The sequence below is a fragment of the Sporomusa rhizae genome (assembly GCF_041428845.1).
GTDB classification, from domain to species: Bacteria; Bacillota; Negativicutes; order Sporomusales; family Sporomusaceae; genus Sporomusa; species Sporomusa rhizae.
This window is the reverse complement of record NZ_CP156925.1, coordinates 1,789,860-1,810,849: the sequence shown is the minus strand read 5'-3', so window position 1 is coordinate 1,810,849 and position 20,990 is coordinate 1,789,860. Positions and strand designations below refer to the sequence as shown.

Here is a 20,990-nt window from a genome sequence, read left to right as displayed (position 1 = left end):
CCATGCTGCCGCAGACTACCGACCAAATACTAGCTCATTTTCGCAAAGACCCTGTTACGAAAAACTTGCAGGAATTCGTAAGAAAAAATTCATTTGAGCACCAATATCTATTTATCCGCGAGAAAAGCGATGCAACAGGGTATTGTTCGTTCTGCCAAAAAGACATCCCCCTCAATGACCGTTCGTCAATGTCCCACAATACGGAAACGACCTGCCCGCGCTGCCGGCATGAAGTCACGGTAAAACATGTCTGGCGCGGCATAAAAGGTATTGCTGACGTTGCCTATGTGTACCATTTCGCACGGTCTGTCAAAAACAAACAGATGGTTACTTGCCAGACGTTCTATGTCTATCGTTTCTTAGACGGCAAACCGGAAACAATGGAATATTCCCCCTCCTGCTATTATGTTTTCTCCGGTGAAGGCGGCAAAATGATGTATGTTTACCCCTACACCGGAAGTCACAACTTAACCAAGAGCATATATATTAAAAATCCTGCCGGTGATTTTTATCAGCACTGGCGTGGCAAAATTTCCGCCAACTTGGACAGCCTCGCGCGTGCAATACGCCAGACGCCGTTTCAGTACAGCGCCTGGGAAAAATACACCGAGATGGATGAAAAAATTTTGCTTTATATTAAGCAGTTTGCTAAATACCCGCAGGTGGAATATCTCAGCAAATGCGGCCTCAGCGCATTTATACAGTCCTATCTGGAAAGATACCCGGTTACCAAAGGACTGCTAAATTGGCGGGGAAAATCCTTACGAAAAGTGCTAGGCTTTCAGCCATCGAAACAAGAGTTTCAGTATATCGATAAAAAGAATTTATCTGGAGTAACACTGGCCAACTGGATTGCACTTAGAAAAAGCGGCTGCCCGATTCTTTTGCCGGACCTGCATGGCTATGGCTGGCTCACAGAAGTCGATGCCCTCAATAAGTTACGTGAAACGGTTTCCTTTGATAAACTTCTTACTTACCAAAAACGTCTGGAAAAACGCGGTGAATTAACCGCGTATTTTTTTCGCGATTATCCCGACTATCTACGGGAATGCAAGCAGCTTGGCTATGATTTGTCCCGCAAAGACATCTTATATCCAAACAAGCTGGCGGAAAACCATCTGCAAAATCAACTGCGAATCAAGCAAAAAGCGAACCGGCAGCTTGATAAAAAACTCACCGAACGGTATCCCAAACTGGTGGAGAAATATCAATATGCCTCTGCTGACTTTTGTATCGTTATTCCCAGAACATCGAGTGATCTTATTGGCGAAGGTTACCACCTGCGTCACTGCGTCGGTGGTTATATCGACCGTTATGCCAACGGGTTAACAGATATTGTCTTTTTACGGAAAACGGCAGAACCGTCTGTTGCTTACTACACGATGGAAATCCAAAACGGCAGAATCCTGCAATGCCGGGGATTTAAAAATTGTGTTCCCACAGATGAAATCTATGCTTTTTTAGATGAGTTTAAGCATTTCTGCTTCACGAAAAAGCGGCAAAAACGCGCTGTCTAAAGGAGGGTTTTACCTTGAAAAAAGAAACGTCGGAAATCGACTTTGCTTTTCATACGCTCTTATATCGCGCTTCCATTTATGCACGAAATCGGTATTTAACACAAAAACACCGTCAATTAATTCGCTACTATGGCTCACTGCTTGAATATTCCCGGGAAGAAATCGACCAACACATTCTGGAAAACCATAAATACGCGATGGCTGTCCGCAGGCGCAAGGAAAAAACAGGGATGAAATATGCCAGTAAACCGGCATAACAAGCAAAAAAAATTGACATTCATTGTTTAACCCCATGTCAAATTGAGCCCTGCTCTCCATCAGTATAGTAGCATGGATAAAAAACTGGTGAAGCAGAAATTCTAGAAGAAGCAGACCCTTCCGAATTCACTCGGAGGGGTCTGCTTCTTCTATACCTTCAGAGCCACCCATAATAAGCGTCCAATTTCTCTTGTTGTGTAAAATACGATGTATCTCGATCACTGACCCATTCCAGACCCATAGAGCTGAATAGTTGGTGTGTACGGAAAATCGGAAGTATCCTTGTTCAGCTAAAAAAGGATACGCTCTAGGCGGTAAACATATATTGGGACTGTTCACTAAAACATCAGTTATTCTAGTCCTTACGTCTGCGACAAATTTTCTGGCATTAGCAGGACTATCTTGAGCTATATACATAGCTGCATCCCGAAGGTCTTTCTTAGCCGTAGGTACGATTTTAACCTGATACTTTTCGTTCTGTTTGCCTGTCGTCATTTTCCCTCTCCCTTAATTCAGCGTCTAATTCGTCCAGGACATCATTAACATCCTGACTTTCACCTCTACGGCTCTCGCTTGCCGCTTGAATAAGAGATTTATACAATTGATTTTCTTCTTTAAACTTTTCAATTTCGGACATTAGGGTTTCATAGTGTTCGTGACCAAGGACAACCAGCCTGCCAGTGCCTTTTTTCGTGATATATACAGGCAAGCTTTCTGTAATACAAAAATGTTCAATTTCGTCCATTTTTTTTGCCAAATCTGTCATTGGACGAATTATAGCTTTCATATTCTTTGCACCTCTTTACATGAGATTTCTCTCTATATTATACCCAGATAATCAATATAAAATCAATATAAAATCATTTTATAATCAAATATATCTTGATTATAAACTATGTGTTAGCGTTAGTACCAAATTATATATCGTGTAATGAGCGTCGGTTTAGAAGGCATAGACAGAATTGTCACCATCATTCGCGGTGTTGGTTTAGCGCTCACTTTACCATTCGTCATAGCCCAAAGCAAGGGTACGCTTACGCCTCACGCCCTTGCTTTGGGCTATGACGAATGGTTTTTTTCACGCATAAACCACCACACGAATATAGAAAGGATGGATAAAGAAATGGCTCAATTGGCGAAAACGCATCAAGAATTGGAAACTTTGGTATTAAAACAAATTACATCAGATATAGCAGCTTGGAAAGCCTTTTTGGCGACAGTCGGAAGAATGTATAAATACCCATATACTGACCAACTCATGATCCATGCACAGCGCCCAGAGGCCCAGGCTTGCGCTGAATTGGAACTCTGGAACCGCTGCTTTCAACGACGAATTAAACGCGGTGCAAAAGGAATTGCTTTATTCTGCCAAAACGGACGCTGGCAAAAAATCAAGTATGTTTTTGAACTTAACGATACCTACCAGAAAGATGCCGCAGCTCCGCCGGTCCTGCTCTGGACCCTGGAGGAAACTGGAGAACATTTGGTTTGTCAGGCGCTGAAAAACTTATATAAAAGTGCTGAAACGGACTTTTTGCCGCTGATTTCAGATATCATCACACGACTGGTTGCTAACGCAGCTGACAAAAATAATATACTCGCCAGCCTGCCGACCAGTTTTATTACACCAGGCAATAAAAACAAACTGGAAAGCACTCTGCGGAGATTTATCGTTGATAGTACCTGCTATGCCATACTCTCCCGCTGCCACAAAGAACTAGCCGTATCACTGGACGAATATGAAACACTGCTGCCCGTTTTTTCAACTATGGAAAGCATCTTTTGTATCGCAGAGTATGTCAGTCGTTGTACAGCGAATCTGTTACGCTCTATCGAGAATGCCATTAAAACACCGCAACCGTTGCAGCCGGTTTTATCACAACCTGCAAAACTTCATGTTGTGACAAAAAAAGAAACGCTGCCTGCTGAAACGAAAACAACTTCGCAAGCGCCAAACGATCAAATTGATCCCCCTCAGCCATTGCCGCTGGAAGAAGAGGCATTGGTAACACCACTTCTCCCGCCATCCGATGCCGGAAGAAATTATCATTTAACAGTAAAAAGCTATCCCGCGGGCGCAAAAGCCCGATATCAGCGCACATTCAATGCCTTAACGCTTTTAAAGCAGCTGGAAGCAGCGAATGGTCAGGCAACAGCGCCGGAACAAGAAATTCTAGCCGGGTATGCCGGCTGGGGCGGACTTTCTCAGGTTTTCGCGCCAAACAATCTGACCTGGCAAAAAGAATATCAGGAAGTGCATGAGCTATTGACCGAAAAAGAATACCGTTCAGCACGCGCCTCAACCTTAACCGCGTTTTACACGCCATTGCCGATTATCCAGGCGATGTACGAAGGGGTTGGCCGTTTGGGCTTTCAAGGCGGTAACATTCTGGAGCCGTCGTGCGGAATTGGCAATTTTATCGGTGCGCTGCCGGAAGCCTTAGCAAAAAGTTGTTCCTTTTACGGTATGGAAATTGATGATCTCACGGCACGTATTGCAAAGCAATTATATCCCCACGCAACACTTCAAAGCATTGGCTTTGAAAAAACAAAATTCCCGAGTGACACTTTCGACTTGGTGATCGGAAATGTCCCCTTCGGGAATTTTACTGTTTATGACCAGAATTACAAGAAAAAGCTGTCCATTCATGAATACTTTTTTGCAAAATCCCTGGATGTACTAAAAGAGGGTGCGCTACTGGCACTCATCACCAGTAAATTCTTACTGGATAAACAAGACTCTGCATTCCGTGAATATTTAGCGAAGCGTGCACATTTGATAGCCGCTCTCCGGCTACCGGATACTGCTTTTCTGCAAGCTGGCACAAATGTGGCAATGGATATTTTATTTTTTAGAAAAACAGCGATCCCTCCTGTGCCGAATTGGCTGGAACTTGGTGAAACTGCGGACAGTATTGTGATAAACCGCTATTTTCTTGAACATCCTGACCATATTCTAGGCACACTCACCAAGAGCGGCAACCGTTTTTCAGGCGGCAGCACCTGCGTGCCAAATAAAGAAAAACTGACTTCGCTTTTGTCCGGTATCATGGAAAGCTGGCCAACCGATTCTCCCCGAAGTGAAAGCAACCAAAATTTGAATCAACCTTCCTCCATACTACATGACAAACCATCTGGCGTTACTCTTGAGCCTCAGATCCCTTCCTTATTTGAATTTAACTTTGCAGCAGCCCCCAGTGAGCCGGAAACGCCGGACGAAACAGATGCAGCTGCACCAGATATCAATATGCCTTCCCCCAAAAAAGAAATGGCTGTATCTCCAGCGCTGCACAAAGCAGCCACTCCTGCCGACTTATTTAATTATGAAGAAGAAACTGACCTTAAAACGCTGAAAGCACCGGATGAAATTCGGAATTTCTCCTATGTGCTAAAGGATAAACACCTGTATTACTGTGAAAATCAGGAGCTTATTCTACTGGAAGTCTCTGACGGAACCTATCGACGGATTGCTGCGCTCATTACCTTGCGGGATGTTGTGTACGATCTTTTATTTGCGCAAATGCATTCACTGGATACGGCTTTGATTCAATCCAAACAAGCGATATTAACCCAGCGCTATGACGCGTTTGTCCACACCTACGGCTTAATTAACAGCCGCGCCAATAAACATGCCTTTGCAGAAGATTCTTCGTATTATTTGCTCTGCTCTCTTGAAATTCTGGATGAAGACGGCAACTTGGAACGAAAGGCAGATATTTTTACCAAACGGACAATCGCTCCGCATCAACCTGTGACACAAGTTGAAACTGCCGGTGAAGCCCTCACTGTATCCATGAATGAAAAAGGCAGAGCCGATCTTCCTTTCATGGCAGCCCTGCTTGGCAAAGAGCCAAATGAAGAAAGTTATAAAGCAATTACCGATACCTTAAAGGAAACACTTTTTTTCGACCCTGAGCGGGAAACCTGGCAGACGGCAGATGAGTACCTTTCCGGAAATGTCCGTACAAAGCTTTTCTTTGCCGAACAACTGGCAAAAAAGGACCCGTCCTATGAAATCCACGTGGAAGCCTTAAAACACGTACAGCCAAAACTGCTCACGGCCGCAGAAATCGACGTCCGCCTGGGCGCAGTATGGATTGATACAAAGTATATTCAAGAATTTATGTTTGAAGTTTTTCAAACCCCAAACAATCTCCGGCAACACATGCAAGTAGAATATTCCGCCTATACTTCCGTGTGGAATATCTCCGCCAAGCTGCAAGTATCTAGCGATGACGTCGCCGCCTATACCACTTATGGCACGAAACGCATAAATGCCTATCAGCTCTTGGAAGAGTCCTTAAATTTAAGAGACATCCGGATCTACGACACGGTTATCGAGCATCGCCAGGAGCAACGGGTTTTTAATCAGCAGGAAACCACACTGGCAACACAAAAACAGGAAGCCATCAAACGCGCTTTCCGGGACTGGATTTTTGCCGATGTCGAACGGCGCCAGACACTGGTTTCCTTGTATAATGAACGGTTTAATTCAACACGACCGCGCGTTTATGACGGCAGCCACCTGAATTTTCCGGGAATGAATCCATCCATTTCGCTCCGCAAGCATCAAAAAGATGCAATAGCCCATATCTTATATGGCAATAATGTCCTGCTGGCACACAAAGTCGGTGCCGGTAAAACCTTTACGATGGCGGCAGCGGCGATGGAATCCAAACGGTTAGGGCTTTGCACAAAATCGATTATCGTTGTCCCTAACCATTTGGTAGAACAATGGGCCATCGAATTTTTACGGCTGTATCCAGCTGCTAACTTACTGGTTACACGTAAAAAAGACTTTGAAAAATCCCATCGAAAACGGTTTTGTTCTAAAATTGCTACCGGCACCTATGATGCGATTATCATCGGACACTCGCAATTTGAAAAAATTCCAATTTCCCAGGAACGCCGGGAAGCGATGATTGAAAAACAAATCGACGATATTACCGAGAGTTTGGAAGACTTAAAAAGAGAATATGGCGAATCCTTTACCATTAAACAGATGGAAAAAACTCGAAAGCAACTGGAATTCCGTTTGGAAACATTACTCAAAACCGAACGCAAGGATGATATCGTAACCTTTGAACAGTTGGGCGTAGACCGGTTATTTGTCGATGAGGCGCATTCGTACAAGAATCTTTTCATCTATACAAAAATGCGCAATGTAGCCGGCCTTTCCACGACTGACGCGCAAAAATCTTCGGACATGTTCGCTAAATGCCAGTATATTGATGAAATCACCCATAACAAAGGCATTGTATTTGCAACAGGCACACCGGTATCCAACTCCATGACCGAGCTGTATACCATGAAGCGCTATCTTTTATATAAACGCCTGGAAGAACTGGGCTTAAGCCATTTTGATTCCTGGGCGGCAACCTTTGGCGAAACAGTTACAGCTATTGAATTGGCTCCGGAAGGAAAAGGCTATCGCGCCCGGACCCGGTTTGCCCGCTTCTTTAATTTGCCGGAATTAATGAATGTATTTCGGGAGGCAGCCGATATCCAGACCGCTGATATGCTGAAATTGCCTGTGCCGGAAAGCGTTTATGAAACCATTGTCGCCAAACCGACAGACTATCAAAAAGACATGGTAGAATCTTTATCCAAACGCGCCGAACGGGTTCATAAAAAAATGGTCAAACCCAATGAAGACAATATGCTTAAAATCACTGGTGACGGCAGAAAACTGGGGCTTGACCAGAGGCTTATTAATCCTGTTCTGCCTGATGATGCCGATAGCAAAGTCAATCAATGCGTACAGAACATCCTGAAATTCTGGAATGACGGCAAACCGCAAAGATTAACGCAGTTAGTGTTCTGCGACCTATCGACTCCGAAAGCAGACGGCAGTTTTAATATCTACGGCGATATGCGAGAAAAACTCATTTGCCTGGGTATTCCCCGCGAACAAATTGCCTTTATCCACGAAGCGGAAACAGACCAAAAGAAAAAAGACCTTTTCGCGAAAGTCCGGGCAGGCAAAGTACGCATTCTGTTTGGCAGCACGCAGAAGATGGGCGCCGGCACGAACGTGCAGGACCGGTTAATTGCCATACATGATCTGGATTGCCCGTGGAGGCCCGGGGATTTGGAGCAGCGCGCCGGACGCATTGTACGGCAGGGAAATAACAATAAGACGGTCTATATTTTCCGCTATGTGACAGAAGCTACCTTTGACAGTTATTTATATCAGACGATTGAAAACAAGCAAAAATTCATTTCACAAATCATGACCAGCAAAGCGCCTGTCCGGTCTTGTGAGGATGTGGATGATGAAGTGCTTTCCTATGCGGAAATCAAGGCGCTATGCGCAGGCAATCCGTTGATTAAAGAAAAGATGAATCTGGATATTGAAGTGGCTCGTCTGCGGCTTTTAGCGGCAGATGACCGGTCTAAACGCTATCGGCTGGAAGATAAACTTATAAAAAGCTATCCGGCGCAGCTTAAAAACACGGAGGATACTATTGCTGCCTTACAAGAAGATCTACAGACGGAAAAGCAGCACCCGATTGTAAAAGATACGTTTATCGGCATAGAAATATTGGACAAATTCTATACGGACAAAAATACGGCCGGTGAAAAGCTGATTGATATTTGCCGGGAAAAAACCGATTGCGAACCAACCATTATTGGAAAATATAGGGGTTTTCTTTTTGCCGTGCGTTATGACACTTTTGACAGTGCTTTTATCATTCAATTAAAAGGAAACCGTACGCACGAATGCACGATGGGCTCCAGCGCAACCGGCAATTTTACCCGCATGGATAATTTATTAATGGACATCTCTAAAAAACTATCTGAAACCCAGGATAAATTACAAAGCATCCATACACAAATTGCCGCTGCGCAGAAAGAACTCGAAAAACCGTTTGCGGAAGAACAGGAACTAAGAGAAAAAGAGGCCCGGCTGATAGAACTCAATGCATTATTAAGTACAGAATCGCAGGACAATTCATCCCCTGAAGCAGCAGACCAACTCGAAAAACACATTGCATAGCTAAATAAAGTTTCTATTCATGCATGACAACCGCAACAAGAAGGACTGGTAAAGGATTATTTTCCTTTCCAGTCCCTTTTCATTTTCTTGAGCGTCAAAACTTATAAATTTCCAACCCATTTATTGACAATCCCCCCCTATCAGGGATACATACTAAAGGAGGCCATTCGTTATGCTCATAACTTTTCAAAAACTTGCTATTGTAAAAGAAGAAAGAAAACGGTATTCCCTGGCACCCTTCATTCAATCGCCAAACGATGCGGCCCAGGCCTTTCAAACCATATTTGAACTCGAAAAAGCTGCAGAAGAAATTTTCTGCGCTTTATTCTTAAATACAAAGCACAAAATCATCGGTGCCGCCGAAGTATCGCATGGTACTCTCAATGCCTCGTTGGTCCATCCCCGTGAACTCTTTAAAAAAGCATTGTTTCACAATGCGGCGGCTGTCATTATAGGTCACAATCACCCAAGCGGCAATTCGCAGCCAAGCCATGAAGATATTCTTATCTTAAAAAAGTTGAAAGCGGCCGGTGAAATGCTGGATATCCAGATTCTTGACCAAATTATTATTGGTGAGAATGGAGATTTTTACAGTTTTTCACAGCACAGTCCAATATAACTTAATGCCTCTTTTTCAAAACAATAGATTTTTTCTAATGCTATTTTGGCGGTCTCGATAAACTATCTTTGATCTACCTGAAAAAGGAACAAAAAAGCATCTGCCATGAACAGATGCTTGAAAGCCTCTACCGGCTTATATTAATTTCGAATAATCCTGCGCACTATAGAAAAAACGCATAATACTAACGGTTCGGGAATTTTCATTGACTTTGTACACAAGCACGTAATTTTTAATTACCGCTTTGCGGTAGCCCTCTTTTCCTAACCGCCTATCTTGACACTGTTCATACATCATCGGATTATTTTTTAAAAAGCTATAGCAGGTAGTCACTTCATCCAGAAAGTCTCCGGCTGCCTTTGGATTAGATAACTGTATGGCAATATAGGAAACAATATTATCTAAATCCTGGTGCGCCAATTCGGTAACAAGTAGTTTATACATTATACTTTTCTCTTATGCTTTTTAACGAAGTGTCGCCGTCAAGTACTTTTCCCTCCGCCAATTGCTCTTCGGCAGCGATCAGTTTACTGTAAACGTCAAGCATAAACAGTTTCTCTTCATACATCTTCATACTCATAATCACCATGTCACCATATCCATTTTTTGTAACAAAAATAGGCTCTTTGGATGCATGACACATTTGAGAAATCTCGCTCGTGTTTTTCAAATCCCGAATTGGAATGATCTGGGGCATACTACCAACTCCCTTCGTGGCTTTATTATACCACAATTATGCCCCACTCTCAACATTTCTAGCATGAAGATATGATTACTTCATGCCAATTCTTTATATTCCCGCCACTTTTGGACAAACTTAGCTTTGCCATATTCAGTTAGAATTCGTTTGCAGGCAATTAGATCCTGCTTATTAACTGCGCAATACGCCAAAGCTTCTTGTCCCAAATCCAGATCGTAAAGCCGGCAGCCAAGCTCTGATACATAATAGTATTCTTTTTTCGGCGTTGCCTGCGTAAGAATTTGCAGTTGCCGGTCGTTTAACCCAAAAGCACGGTACATTTTTTTAGAACGTTCCTCAAATGCATTTTTATTCGGCAGGAAGATCCGCGACGGACAAGATTCAAGAATGGTAGGAAAGATTGGTGAATCCGCTATGTCCGCTAAGGACTGCGTTGCAAAAATAACGGCTGCGTTGCTTTTGCGAAGAACCTTAAGCCATTCCCGGATTTTAGCTGCGAAGGTTGGGTTGTCAAAGAATATCCAGCATTCATCCAAATCAATCAAGGTTGGTTTTCCATCCAGGGTCTGCTCAATACGATGGAAAATATACATCAGCGCCGGCGATAAAATTGCCGGTGTATTCATTAGGGTTTCCATTTCAAAGCTCTGCCAGCTTGAGAAGGAAAGCCGTTCTTCCGCCGAATCGAACATTTTTCCGTAGGCACCTTCAATCGTTAATGGCACCAAGGCGTCTTTCAGCCTTTTATCCTGCACTGTCGTTTTTAACGTAGAAATGGTGCGGTAGCACTCCGGGAGTACGGCCATGGACGATAAGGCTGTCCAGATATACTTCTTAATTTCCGGCGTAATTGTCACGTTTTCTTGCCGCAAAAAATCGTAAATCCACTCCGCCGCCCACATTCGTTCTTTCTCGTCATCAATCCACCGCAAGGGCTGAAAAGACAGCTCTGTTTCATTGCCAAGATCAAAATAGTTGCCACCGACAGCCTCAGTTAGAATACGGCTTGAACCGCCTTTATCAAAAATAAACACCCTGGCGTCCTTATACTTTCGGAACTGCGCGGCAATGAGATTCAGGTGTACGGATTTCCCTGCGCCAGTCGGCCCGACAAGCATGGTGTGCCCGACATCGCCAACGTGAAGATTTAAGCGAAAGGACGTATTTTCACCGGTTTTTGTGTACAACAGCACTGGCGCTTTTAAATGGTCATTGCGTTTTTTCCCTGCCCAAATGTCCGTAATCGGCAGCAGATGAATTAAATTTCCCGTTGATAACATGGGACGGCGGATACCGTAATACACATTGCCGGGAATACTGCCGAAATAGGCTTCCAGGGTATGCATTCCCTCTACCTTTGCGTTGATAGAACCTTGCTCCATATTCGTAAACAGTTGCACAATTTCTTCCGCATGCTTTTGCAAACGGATTTTATCCTGATCCATAAGCAGTAACGTTGAAGAGTAATAGCCACAGCCTACCGCATCGGACTCAACGAGCTGTTCCATGGCCCGGATTTCCTCGACTTTTTCCACTGCATTTTCGTTCACTTCATTACCAGCGAATCCCGTAAGCAGCTCTTTCAGCGTTGCCGTAAACGGCTTTACCTTCGACCGCCAGCCACGCGCAAAAGTTTTTATTTCAGAAAGGGCATCCTGCTTATCCAAGAAATAATAGCGCGTGATAAACCGGTAGGAAAACGGCAGCGTATTTAAAACATTCATCATGCCAAACATACTGTGATCCGGATACTTTACAGGCGATACGGCCGCTAAATAATTATCACCAAGGCGGGGTTCCATCCCGCCGTAAAGCGGAGTGTCATAGAACAATCCATCCAGAAGTATAGGGTTTTTCGGCAACTTCAATGAAACCTGCGTTAAAGAGATCGTCGAATAGAGATAGGAAAGAAGGTCATCCGGCCCCAGCCACTCGGTCTCCGGCATACCAATAGTGGAGCAGGATGCAAATAACAGCGCCAGTTGCTTTGTGTAATCCTCAATATATTCTGAGGCGTTGGTGGGCGTTTCCGATTGTTCCGCACCCTCGACGAAGAAGTTTTTGAGCTGACTAATGGTATCAGCCGGCGGCATCCAGTACAGCGAGAGATAATAACTGTTTTCAAAATGCTGTCCGCTCTGAAAATTCTTTCGCCGTTCCTCGTCTATGGCCCGTGTCACTACATCCGGAAAACACACATCCGCATCATAGCTAACCGAAGGAGCGCGCTGTGCCTCTGCATACAGCACCCAGCCGGTTCCCAATGTTAAAAGCAGGCTGTTCATCTGCCCAGTCATCCAAGCAAGCGTTTCTTCAATGGCGCTGTCTAAATCTGGACCGCGATAACGTAGAGTTGAAAGAAAGGCACCATCTTTCAAGACGCAAAGCCCTGCGCCATTCTCTAGATACAGGATGCGCCCAAAGGGCATGACATTTTGTAAAAGCACACGCTTTTCCCGGTACTTCTTCAGATGAATCATACCGGAGCCCCTTCTTCCCCCAGAAACAGCATGCCTATATCGTCAAGTTGAAACATGGGCGCAAGCAGGTAAGCGCGAAAATTTCCCGGAACAGCAGCAAACCATAGTTCTGGCTGCGCGTGTTCGGCATGGGCAAGCTGGCCTTCAGAAATAAGGAACGCCTTTATCTGCTGGCTTTGCCGGGCAAGGGCTTCTGTTTCCCTATTCCAGTGCACTAAAAGATGGGCGTAAAACCCGCACATCTTCTGGGGATTGTCTTCATAGGCAAGTAGCGGTGCAATCGTCCGGTGATTGTGGCACCACCCTGCCATATAACGATTTGCTTCTTCCATTGCCTCGTCTGCGGTAAGGAACAGAAAGCGCCGCACAGAACGAAACGGAATGCCATTGCTTCTCAAAAAGGCATATAGCCGACCAACTCCCTCTTCCATAAAACCATTCAAAACTAGTACCGCTATTTGAAATTCATCTACATAGATTTCTTTCGGATTTAACTTATATGTCTGATCAATAGAAAGCAACGCATCTAAATACATCGGTATATCAGGAAATGTAATTTGTTTTTGAATGGCAATGCTCTCAAAAAGATACTGTAACAGTTCTCCTGTGTATAAACGCTGCAAGGGCAGGGTTTCTGTTAACGCATTCAACGTTTGGTCAAATTGTCCGGCAGGATCTTCATGAATAGCTTTCGGCAACCAGGAAAACGCTACGTAGCATCTGTCTTGACGGTTCTCGCACCATATCGCCCACCCGGAACCCCACTCCCTGATTTGTTGAGCCAAGTAACCACCATCAAACTTCACTTCGCGGGAATAAAAAAATGCCCCAAGAAAAGAATGGTCCTTATTTTCCACGACTCCCGCCATAGGCATGGAAGCCCAGGGCAGCCATTCGGCTACTTTCGTTAGGTCCTTTTGGTATTCTTGAAATATATTCATTCGTTCCTCCTCATACATCGTAATACGTTTTTTTGTGTAAATAACGCCTTAAAATATCAAAGAATTGTTCATCTTTCTTGGTCAGATACACCGCTGATAAGTGAATCAGCAGATTGACCGGCACAATCCAGGGAATGTGCAGCGCCATAAGAAAGATGGACGCAAGACAAATATTGAGGACAATCATACCGCGCGGTGCACCGGCAACCAACAATTGCCCGGTGAGAGCGCGGAACAGCGGCTGAACGGCAAGCGTTTCTCCTTCCGTTTTCTGTACCATCAAAATAACACTCCCGCCGATACATCAGGCGCAAATACCTGGATTACCTGCGGAGCTAACAGGGCAATACCCGTACCGATACAAATCCGCATAGCTGTGCGCGTCATTTGCCCTTCCCCCAGCATGTACATGGCCCCGCCGACTGCGATGGCAATTGTCCCGCCGATCAGCGGAACCGTGCCCGTCAGTTCCGTATACATCGTTGACAGGGCCGTCTTGTAGGGCAGTTTCATACTGCTTGCATCGGTTGCCATGCCCGTACCGTGCAAAAGAAAAATACCGGTCAGTAGTACCACTGCAAAGAATACATACCGGATGTCTTGCCCTGTTCTTGTCTTTCGCTTTTCCATTACATTCACTAAATTCGCCTCCTCGAAATCCATTAATGGCTCCGATTTGAGAATAATAAAAAAAGGGCAGCTGCGTGCCACCCTTTTTCCGCATTTTGTTTATACACAAAAAACGAAGCTGATGAATCAGCTTCGAGTATGTTTATGTCCTGTACTAATATGTTACGAACCTTATTCTATGTTTTCATTTAAGTACAAATATCTAACCTAAAATCCTGTAACAACGCTTATCCATAAATCAGTTTTACTTAACAGTTTCATTCTCCAAGGCTTCTAAACGTTTTGCCTCCCCATAGGCGCGATCCAGTTCGCTTTGGTTCACCAGCACTATTGACCAGGGGCCAAGCTTCATACAATTTTGCGGGCAGTAAAAACTAACCATATCCATAGCATTGACTTCCACCATTTTCTGACCGCAGACATGACATTTTGCGTGCCATATCATCGCATCGTCCTGGGCGCTACCTGCCTCATCGCCGCTTAATAAAATACGATACAAAACTTTTTGAAAAATTTCCGATGTGTGAGGCTTTACGATAAAGGCGTCAATGCCTATACAAACACTTTCCTGAACGGTGTCTTCTGCATTTCGGCTGCTGCACATGATAATTTTGGCCGCAGGCTGCGTTCGCTTCACTTCTTTCAGCACCGCGATACCGTCCACATCGTCCATAATGATATCTATGATGAAAAGATCAAAGGTCTTTTCTTTTATTTTTTCCAGCGCTGCTCTCCCGCTGCCGGCCTGCTGTACTTGTTCTTCGTTAAATCCGATAGTAAGCAATTCTCGTGTAATCAAGGTCCGTGAAAATATAGAATCGTCAATAACTAGGATTTGCGCTTGATCATATGATTCTTTGATTCTATCACTGATTTTTTGTTCCATATGAAAACCTCCATTCTAAATTTTAGTGAAAGGTGGTCAAATTGACCACCTCCTTTAAGCACACAAATCTCTGACCAAATATTCTTCTTTAGCTGCATCCCAGCCGTCAACGGCGAGAATCTGCTCCACTCTCCGTTGCAGTCCGCTGTAGCGCAGATACACGATAATGTCAATGGCTTCCCCAATCATGTACTGGTGTGCCCTTGCCTCGGCCCTCGCTGCCAATTCTTCCAGGCGGCGCAGTGTCTGCCGCGCGCTGTTAGCATGGACAGTTGACGCCCCGCCTTTATGGCCGGTGCTCCATGCATCCAGCAAAATAAGCGCTTCCGCGCCACGCACCTCCCCAACGATAATCCGCTCCGGCGTGAGGCGCAGTGTATCGCGCAGCAAATCTTCCAGCGTTTTATTTTCCGTCGTAAGCAGCCTGTCCATGTCTTTTGCTACACATTGCAGTTCTTTAGTATCTTCCAGAAGAACAACGCGGTCCCCGGTTTTGGCGATCTCTGCTAAAATGGCATTCAGGAACGTGGTTTTCCCTGACTTGGTGCCACCGGCAGCCAGGATGTTTTTATGCGAATAAATAGCCTCCAGCAAAAACTCCCGCTGCCTTTTTGTCATAATCCCGCTTTTCACATAATCGTCTAAAGTCAGCAATCCGGCACAATGTTTTCGCATATTAAAGGCGGGTTTTTCTACAACGCGCGGCAAAAGTCCCTGAAAACGAATACCCTGAAATTCGGCGGCCAGCGTTTCGTTGGTATCATTACAGACTTTTCCGGTCAGATCGGCAATCGTGTAAATGACGTTTGCCGCCGTTTGCGCATCCATCGTTTTTCCTGTCGCCACTCGGCCCTTGTCTTTGGTATCAATCCAGATTACATCCGAGTTGGAATTGAGATAAATTTCTGTGATGTTATCGTCAATTAAGTAGGCGCGAATATCTTCGCCCAGCAAATAATACAGCGTTTCTTCCGTACGGCTTTGTTTTCCCAATAGGCTTTCCTCCCCCCTTATTTATTCAATAAACCGAAATGCTTCCCGTTCAACTATCGGCTCCGCTTTTTCTATGGTGACGCTTGGTGTATCGTCCAGCTCATCCGTCATTTTCATGGCTTCGTAGGAGAAATCGATCCATTCGGCAAGCTGATGCTGTTTGCCCTCCAGTTCGGCTATCTCCTCTTGCCTTGCCAGGGCATAATCGGCAGTTGGCACACCCATTCCCGGCGGCAACAGGTCTTCATAAGAACGAACCACGCTTGCCGTGTCCGAATGCAGGTTCAGCGCCTGTGCCTGCCCGCAGCTTTCAATTTTTTTCATAAAGAACTTCTCTTTGAAGTAAAAGAGCTTATCGGCTAAAATCGGCCGGGTTTGCGCGACAAAGACCAGTTCCTGCTCTTTAGGCAGGCGCTTCACTTCATCAGGGGTCATCAAATCACGCCCGGTCTCTGAGGTTGTATACGATGCCGTGCCAATTCCCTGTCCGCTATTTTTACTATCCACGCGAATTGTCTTTTTCCCCAGGGACTTACTGAGCATTTCCGCCGTTCCATCTTCATTGGGAGTATAAAAAATCCGTACATGGCAATTCGCGATAATGGAATTATCTTTCGTATAGGTTTTATCCAGTTGGTGGATATCCTGGGCAATGAGCAGTGCTTTCAAGCCGTACCCGGCCATAACCGCCAGCCCAAGCTCCACCGAATCCATGCGCCCGAACTGAGGAAATTCGTCAAATAGGAGCAGGCAACGCTGTTTCTGCTTGCTGCCAAAATCCATTTTTTCTACATTGCGTTTAATGACAAAGTTCATAAATAAGCGGAACAGCGGTTTGATCGTATCTAGATCGCCCGGCGCCGTGACAAGATAAACCGATACCGGATAATCCGGCCGGATCAAATCGGCAATTTTAAAATCACTGGCGCCGGTATTTTTGGCGATAACGGGATTCCGGTACAGCAGAAAGGCTTTGACCGCCGAAGATAACACGCTGGATTCTTCCTTTTCCTCACGGTTCCCCATTTCCCGCGCGCCCTCCAGCACCTTCGGATGGACTAACAGCTCTGCGTAAGGCAGTTGCGTGAAAATCTCCGGATTTTCGCGATAGCGTTCTTTCATGTAAACCTGCACATCCGGCAGTGTTTTCAACGCCTCGACGACGCGTTTTTCCTCAGGTTCCTTTAAGCTGTCCACCACGTCTTTTTTCCAGTTGCCAAGGTCAACATACGGTGTATCCGGAAGGCTGTAAATTTGATCAAGGATATTCGTTTCGCCAAGAAATTCTTCCGGCGTAATATGCGGATAGACTTTCATTTCCGCAATGATGGCTTTGTGCGGCAAGGAAAGAAACGTAGCAACTTCCATCATCGTTGGCGGTAGTTTCCCTTCCTGGTGCTTTTTGTACATAAGGTGCATAATGACGGTGCGCATGAGGGAAGAGGCCGTAATGACCCAGTGCGCTCCGTCGCCGCTGATATCCTTGCCGTCGGGATTGGCCAACATATCGGCGATGATCTGCACATCGCCAAATTCCCGTACCGTCCGGTAGCGGATCTCCACGAGCGGGTTCCATCTGGCGCCCGTACCGTCGATGCAGCCAGGCTCAAATTTAATCACCCTGTTTTTTAGCACTTGCCGGCGATAGGGCGCAGAAAAATTCCAGTTTTCCGCCTTAACGTCCGTTACCAGCATCGAACGCTTCCAAACAAGGCACGTCGGGATAATAACCCCGACGCCCTTGCCGCTGCGTGTCGGCGCGAGCAGCAGAATATGCTCCGGTCCGTCGTGAAACAAGAATTTTTTTGTAAAGGGGTTGCGGCCTAACACAACGCCTTCTTTTACACACAGGCCGCTTTTTTTGATAGCGCCGCGGCCTGCCCAGTCCGCACTGCCATGTGAATCGATCGGCCTGAGCTTTGTTTCGATATAAAAACTAAGGGCGATTCCGCCTAACAGGCCAAGCAGCAGATATTTACCGGCCAGTGCCGATAAATGCGGCACCACGGCTGAAAACTTCCAGCGCCAGATAAAAATATCCCAAGGGAAATAAAGCTTTGTCCCATCGGTAAGGAGAATTCCCCAGCCTAACAGCGGATCATAGTCGCAGCGCCTGGCAAGCCACTGTGTGGTCAGCCAGCAAACAATCAGCATAACGAATCCGACCGTACCCAGCAGAACCAGGATACGCCGTTTCTTTTGCTCTTCCATGCTTTAGCCTTCGTACGGACGAAGCGGCAAGATATCGGCGGCGCGCAAGAAAAAAGTAGTTCCCGGTTCAACAGTAATCGTTGGCATACGGCTCATTTTTTGATCCATCAGTTTACCTGCCGTATTGAGCAAATTGGTGGCAGCTCCTTGCGCAGCCATATTCGAAGCACTGTAACTATCCCCGCTCGATGTATTACCGGCGGCAATCGAACCAAGAGCACCAAGTGCTGTTGTGACCAACCCGGCTGAAACAACCTGATCTCCATGCGTATCCACTTTCCCTAAAATTCCAGGATAGCCGTCCATCCCAGTAGTTACGAGGGTTTCACCCATTTGGTACGAATCACCGTTCGGAAACAGGATACGACTCCACTTGATATTCACGCGGGACTCGCCGAGCTTCGCTCCCCCTTCATAGGTGCCGACAAGCCGTGTTCCCATAGGAATGAGTAACGTATCGCCATAAAGGGAATCATAGACATCGGCGGTGAGCTGCGCCGTGACCTGTCCGCCATTTTCGGAATTAATGCCGCTAATCAGCATAGCCGGCAGCATCGTTCCCGGTGAAAGCGTATTCTCCCGTGCAGCTTGATAGGAATTCGTACTCTGTGCTCCTGCACTGCTATCCTGGCCATCTTTCTTGATAATAAAGGCAATCGCCGAACTCCATATTTTTTCCTGTAGAGCCTGTGCTCTTTCCGCTGCATTCCGATTTTCCGTTTCACGTGCCGAATGCACCTCCTCCGGTAAAGTCGGCTTAATTCCCGGATTATAAGTCTGATATACCGTCCGCGCCGGCGCTTCCCTTTCTATGCCCGGTGACAGCTGCTGCCGATTGGAAACGATAGCCTCTTTGCCGGTGATTGCTTTTGGTTTTGTATCTTTTTGCGCCAAGCGCGAAAGATCACCGTAATCATCGGACAATTGCGTTACGGCAAGCTTTGCGTCCGCGGTTTCAATCGTCTTCTTCTTGGGTTTTGCAGAATCTTTGGAGAAAATAAAGAAAGAGCCTATAAACGAAACCAGCAGCAAAATGCAGAGAAGGTACACTTTCTTTTTATTAACGGTACGGCTTTGAGCGGTTTCCGCTTTTATAGTTACCTCCACCTCTTTTGCAGCTGCCCCAGGCGTTGTTTTCCGTTTTAGTCGCGCCTGCAATTGCTTTATTCCTTCCTGTAGTTGTTCCAGCATATCAGGATGCACCGCCTTCCTGGTTTTTCTGCCGTACAATCTCCACTTTTTCGCCTTGGGCGCTTTGAAGGCGCGCATGATCTAAAATACCGCTCACAATAAAATAATCATCTTCGTGCTTATACTGCACCGGAGCGGTCCGGCCTTTTTCTTTGACTGCAAACAGAATGGGAAGCCCTTTGCGGGTATCGCCGAGACGAATGTACGTGTTTTTGCCATCATCCCATACTTCACGCGGCAGCCATGCGGGCGTCGCTTTATCTTCTGCTCGCACCGTATAGTGCGATTTAAAATTTCGAATGACCGGTTGTCTCTTTTGCGCACGGTTATCGGCTTCATAACGGGCAATTTCTTCTTCTGTGCGGTACTCCCAGGTGATGATGGGGTTATACCAGTCGGCCGCCACCAGCAGCAGATGATACCGGTGCCGATCCGTATTGACAATCAAATTGGTCCTGGCCTCCGCTGCGAGCGGCTTAACATAGATATGCGGCGAGTCTTGAGCCGCATTAGAATCCACCATCCACTGCGCCGTATCCCCTGCGGCAATGTATATCAACTTGTCACCGATGTGAATATCAATATCCGTCAGATAACCGGGACGACAATAGACGGTGTAGACGCTTTCCGGATTATAGGAAAATATCTTCTTGGTTTTATCCTTTGTATCGGCGGCATCGTAAAACTCTCCATACGAAAACATGGGAGGCGCCGGGGGAATTTCTATTGCCGCCGCTTGAACATACGATATTGCACTTTGCAAGGACAATACCAAGCTAAAAACCAAGACAAGTCGGCTGATTTTATGCTTCATCCTTATTCTCCTTTCACGCTTTCTTTGGTCCAGTTAAAGTCGGCAATAAAAATGCCCAGAGGATTAATTTCCAGCTCCTTTTGCTGTTTCGGCGGCTGCAAACGAATGGTGAAAATACCGCTCATCGGGATGCTTGTCTTTTTCCCGGAAGCAATATCATAATGGTCTTCCGTCCAGCGGATCTGATAGGATGAGCTGCCATCGGTCATTTCCAGCATACTTCCGATTTTGATTTGCACGGTTTCCTTCCCGAAATGCTCCAGTGGATTTTCGTTTTGCAGCTGCACGTTCATTTTGTTTGCCGCCTGCTTAGTCAAAAAGCCGTATGCCGATTCAATGTTTTTCTTATAAACGACCGGATCAAGCGGGAGCGACCGGACATTTCGAATAAACTGCGAAAGAAAGTACTTCATTTCCGCTGCCTGCGGCGAATACTCCTTCGCTTCGGCAAGTCCGGCATTCTTCACTACACCTGTTGTACTGTCCACTTCAACAACATACGGAACCACGCTGGATTTTAACGACTGAACAACCAAACCGGCTGAAATGACCAAAAGGACCAGCCACGATAAAAACAAGAGACGGCGCAGGTTATAGTTTTGGACAATAATGTGTCCTTCCCGCCTGTCCCATTCCTCTTTGGCCTGATCAAACGGGGTTTTGGGCGTTGAGCTGTTAGAATACTGTTTCGGTTCGAAAAAAAACTCCTTAATTTTCATGAACTGCCCCCTCCTGCACCCGGCATGCTCT

18 protein-coding genes are annotated in these 20,990 nt (G+C 45.8%); 4 read left to right on the top strand and 14 right to left on the bottom strand.

Features of this window, described 5'->3' with window-relative positions; translation table 11 throughout:
- Positions 1-2: 2 nt before the first annotated feature.
- Entirely contained in the window at positions 3-1,517 is a 1,515-nt protein-coding gene (locus tag SRRS_RS08045; protein ID WP_371367819.1) for a PcfJ domain-containing protein, read from the top strand.
- Between the two features lie 14 nt (positions 1,518-1,531).
- Positions 1,532-1,774 carry a hypothetical protein gene (locus tag SRRS_RS08040; RefSeq protein ID WP_371367818.1) on the top strand — a complete coding sequence of 81 codons (243 nt, stop codon included), beginning with the start codon at positions 1,532-1,534 and terminating at the stop codon, positions 1,772-1,774.
- A gap of 127 nt (positions 1,775-1,901) precedes the next feature.
- Here the strand turns inward: SRRS_RS08040 and SRRS_RS08035 are convergent, their stop codons facing one another.
- Entirely contained in the window at positions 1,902-2,270 is a 369-nt protein-coding gene (locus SRRS_RS08035; protein ID WP_371367816.1) for a type II toxin-antitoxin system RelE/ParE family toxin, read from the bottom strand.
- Entirely contained in the window at positions 2,233-2,562 is a 330-nt protein-coding gene (locus tag SRRS_RS08030) for a type II toxin-antitoxin system Phd/YefM family antitoxin (protein WP_371367814.1), read from the bottom strand. Before SRRS_RS08030 ends, SRRS_RS08035 begins: the two co-directional genes overlap by 38 nt.
- A gap of 144 nt (positions 2,563-2,706) precedes the next feature.
- Here SRRS_RS08030 and SRRS_RS08025 point away from each other — a divergent pair, with 144 nt between their 5' ends.
- Entirely contained in the window at positions 2,707-8,775 is a 6,069-nt protein-coding gene (locus tag SRRS_RS08025; protein ID WP_371367813.1) for an SNF2-related protein, read from the top strand.
- Between the two features lie 172 nt (positions 8,776-8,947).
- Positions 8,948-9,394, top strand: a complete 447-nt coding sequence (locus tag SRRS_RS08020) for a JAB domain-containing protein (RefSeq protein ID WP_371367811.1) — start codon at positions 8,948-8,950, stop codon at positions 9,392-9,394.
- A gap of 135 nt (positions 9,395-9,529) precedes the next feature.
- On the opposite strand, the gene SRRS_RS08015 is transcribed toward SRRS_RS08020, so the two are convergent.
- From SRRS_RS08015 to trbF, 12 genes are all read right to left on the bottom strand, one after another.
- On the bottom strand, positions 9,530-9,838 hold the full coding sequence (locus SRRS_RS08015) for a type II toxin-antitoxin system RelE/ParE family toxin (RefSeq protein WP_371367809.1): 309 nt from the start codon (positions 9,836-9,838) through the stop codon (positions 9,530-9,532).
- Positions 9,831-10,091 carry a type II toxin-antitoxin system Phd/YefM family antitoxin gene (locus SRRS_RS08010; protein ID WP_371367807.1) on the bottom strand — a complete coding sequence of 87 codons (261 nt, stop codon included), beginning with the start codon at positions 10,089-10,091 and terminating at the stop codon, positions 9,831-9,833. Before SRRS_RS08010 ends, SRRS_RS08015 begins: the two co-directional genes overlap by 8 nt.
- An 80-nt stretch (positions 10,092-10,171) precedes the next feature.
- Complete coding sequence (locus tag SRRS_RS08005; RefSeq protein ID WP_371367805.1) at positions 10,172-12,574, bottom strand: conjugal transfer protein TrbE; 2,403 nt, start codon at positions 12,572-12,574, stop codon at positions 10,172-10,174.
- The gene (locus SRRS_RS08000) at positions 12,571-13,515 is read right to left on the bottom strand and encodes a hypothetical protein (protein WP_371367803.1); all 945 of its coding nucleotides are present in this window, start codon (positions 13,513-13,515) and stop codon (positions 12,571-12,573) included. The genes SRRS_RS08005 and SRRS_RS08000 overlap by 4 nt, the downstream gene beginning before the upstream one ends.
- Before the next feature lie 10 nt (positions 13,516-13,525).
- Positions 13,526-13,795, bottom strand: coding sequence for a VirB3 family type IV secretion system protein (locus SRRS_RS07995; RefSeq protein ID WP_371367802.1), 270 nt, complete (start codon positions 13,793-13,795; stop codon positions 13,526-13,528).
- Complete coding sequence (locus tag SRRS_RS07990; protein WP_371369758.1) at positions 13,795-14,145, bottom strand: TrbC/VirB2 family protein; 351 nt, start codon at positions 14,143-14,145, stop codon at positions 13,795-13,797. Before SRRS_RS07990 ends, SRRS_RS07995 begins: the two co-directional genes overlap by 1 nt.
- 244 nt (positions 14,146-14,389) lie before the next feature.
- Positions 14,390-15,031 carry a response regulator gene (locus tag SRRS_RS07985; RefSeq protein WP_371367800.1) on the bottom strand — a complete coding sequence of 214 codons (642 nt, stop codon included), beginning with the start codon at positions 15,029-15,031 and terminating at the stop codon, positions 14,390-14,392.
- A gap of 54 nt (positions 15,032-15,085) precedes the next feature.
- Positions 15,086-16,024, bottom strand: coding sequence for a P-type conjugative transfer ATPase TrbB (trbB, locus tag SRRS_RS07980; protein ID WP_371367799.1), 939 nt, complete (start codon positions 16,022-16,024; stop codon positions 15,086-15,088).
- A gap of 21 nt (positions 16,025-16,045) precedes the next feature.
- Entirely contained in the window at positions 16,046-18,235 is a 2,190-nt protein-coding gene (locus SRRS_RS07975) for a type IV secretory system conjugative DNA transfer family protein (RefSeq protein WP_371367797.1), read from the bottom strand.
- A gap of 3 nt (positions 18,236-18,238) precedes the next feature.
- On the bottom strand, positions 18,239-19,426 hold the full coding sequence (locus SRRS_RS07970) for a TrbI/VirB10 family protein (RefSeq protein WP_371367796.1): 1,188 nt from the start codon (positions 19,424-19,426) through the stop codon (positions 18,239-18,241).
- Position 19,427: 1 nt separating this feature from the next.
- On the bottom strand, positions 19,428-20,240 hold the full coding sequence (locus SRRS_RS07965; RefSeq protein ID WP_371367794.1) for a TrbG/VirB9 family P-type conjugative transfer protein: 813 nt from the start codon (positions 20,238-20,240) through the stop codon (positions 19,428-19,430).
- Between the two features lie 2 nt (positions 20,241-20,242).
- Positions 20,243-20,959, bottom strand: a complete 717-nt coding sequence (gene trbF / locus SRRS_RS07960; RefSeq protein ID WP_371367793.1) for a conjugal transfer protein TrbF — start codon at positions 20,957-20,959, stop codon at positions 20,243-20,245.
- Between the last annotated feature and the right edge of the window lie 31 nt (positions 20,960-20,990).

Bases quoted from the DNA above. Each gene is read 5' to 3' on its own strand.
- SRRS_RS08045 (WP_371367819.1), top strand. From the start codon at position 3: ATGCTGCCGCAGACTACCGACCAAATACTAGCTCATTTTCGCAAAGAC.
- SRRS_RS08035 (WP_371367816.1), bottom strand. From the start codon at position 2,270: ATGACGACAGGCAAACAGAACGAAAAGTATCAGGTTAAAATCGTACCT.
- SRRS_RS08030 (WP_371367814.1), bottom strand. From the start codon at position 2,562: ATGAAAGCTATAATTCGTCCAATGACAGATTTGGCAAAAAAAATGGAC.
- SRRS_RS08025 (WP_371367813.1), top strand. From the start codon at position 2,707: ATGAGCGTCGGTTTAGAAGGCATAGACAGAATTGTCACCATCATTCGC.
- SRRS_RS08020 (WP_371367811.1), top strand. From the start codon at position 8,948: ATGCTCATAACTTTTCAAAAACTTGCTATTGTAAAAGAAGAAAGAAAA.
- SRRS_RS08015 (WP_371367809.1), bottom strand. From the start codon at position 9,838: ATGTATAAACTACTTGTTACCGAATTGGCGCACCAGGATTTAGATAAT.
- SRRS_RS08010 (WP_371367807.1), bottom strand. From the start codon at position 10,091: ATGCCCCAGATCATTCCAATTCGGGATTTGAAAAACACGAGCGAGATT.
- SRRS_RS08005 (WP_371367805.1), bottom strand. From the start codon at position 12,574: ATGATTCATCTGAAGAAGTACCGGGAAAAGCGTGTGCTTTTACAAAAT.
- SRRS_RS08000 (WP_371367803.1), bottom strand. From the start codon at position 13,515: ATGAATATATTTCAAGAATACCAAAAGGACCTAACGAAAGTAGCCGAA.
- SRRS_RS07995 (WP_371367802.1), bottom strand. From the start codon at position 13,795: ATGGTACAGAAAACGGAAGGAGAAACGCTTGCCGTTCAGCCGCTGTTC.
- SRRS_RS07990 (WP_371369758.1), bottom strand. From the start codon at position 14,145: ATGGAAAAGCGAAAGACAAGAACAGGGCAAGACATCCGGTATGTATTC.
- SRRS_RS07985 (WP_371367800.1), bottom strand. From the start codon at position 15,031: ATGGAACAAAAAATCAGTGATAGAATCAAAGAATCATATGATCAAGCG.
- SRRS_RS07975 (WP_371367797.1), bottom strand. From the start codon at position 18,235: ATGGAAGAGCAAAAGAAACGGCGTATCCTGGTTCTGCTGGGTACGGTC.
- SRRS_RS07970 (WP_371367796.1), bottom strand. From the start codon at position 19,426: ATGCTGGAACAACTACAGGAAGGAATAAAGCAATTGCAGGCGCGACTA.
- SRRS_RS07965 (WP_371367794.1), bottom strand. From the start codon at position 20,240: ATGAAGCATAAAATCAGCCGACTTGTCTTGGTTTTTAGCTTGGTATTG.
- trbF (WP_371367793.1), bottom strand. From the start codon at position 20,959: ATGAAAATTAAGGAGTTTTTTTTCGAACCGAAACAGTATTCTAACAGC.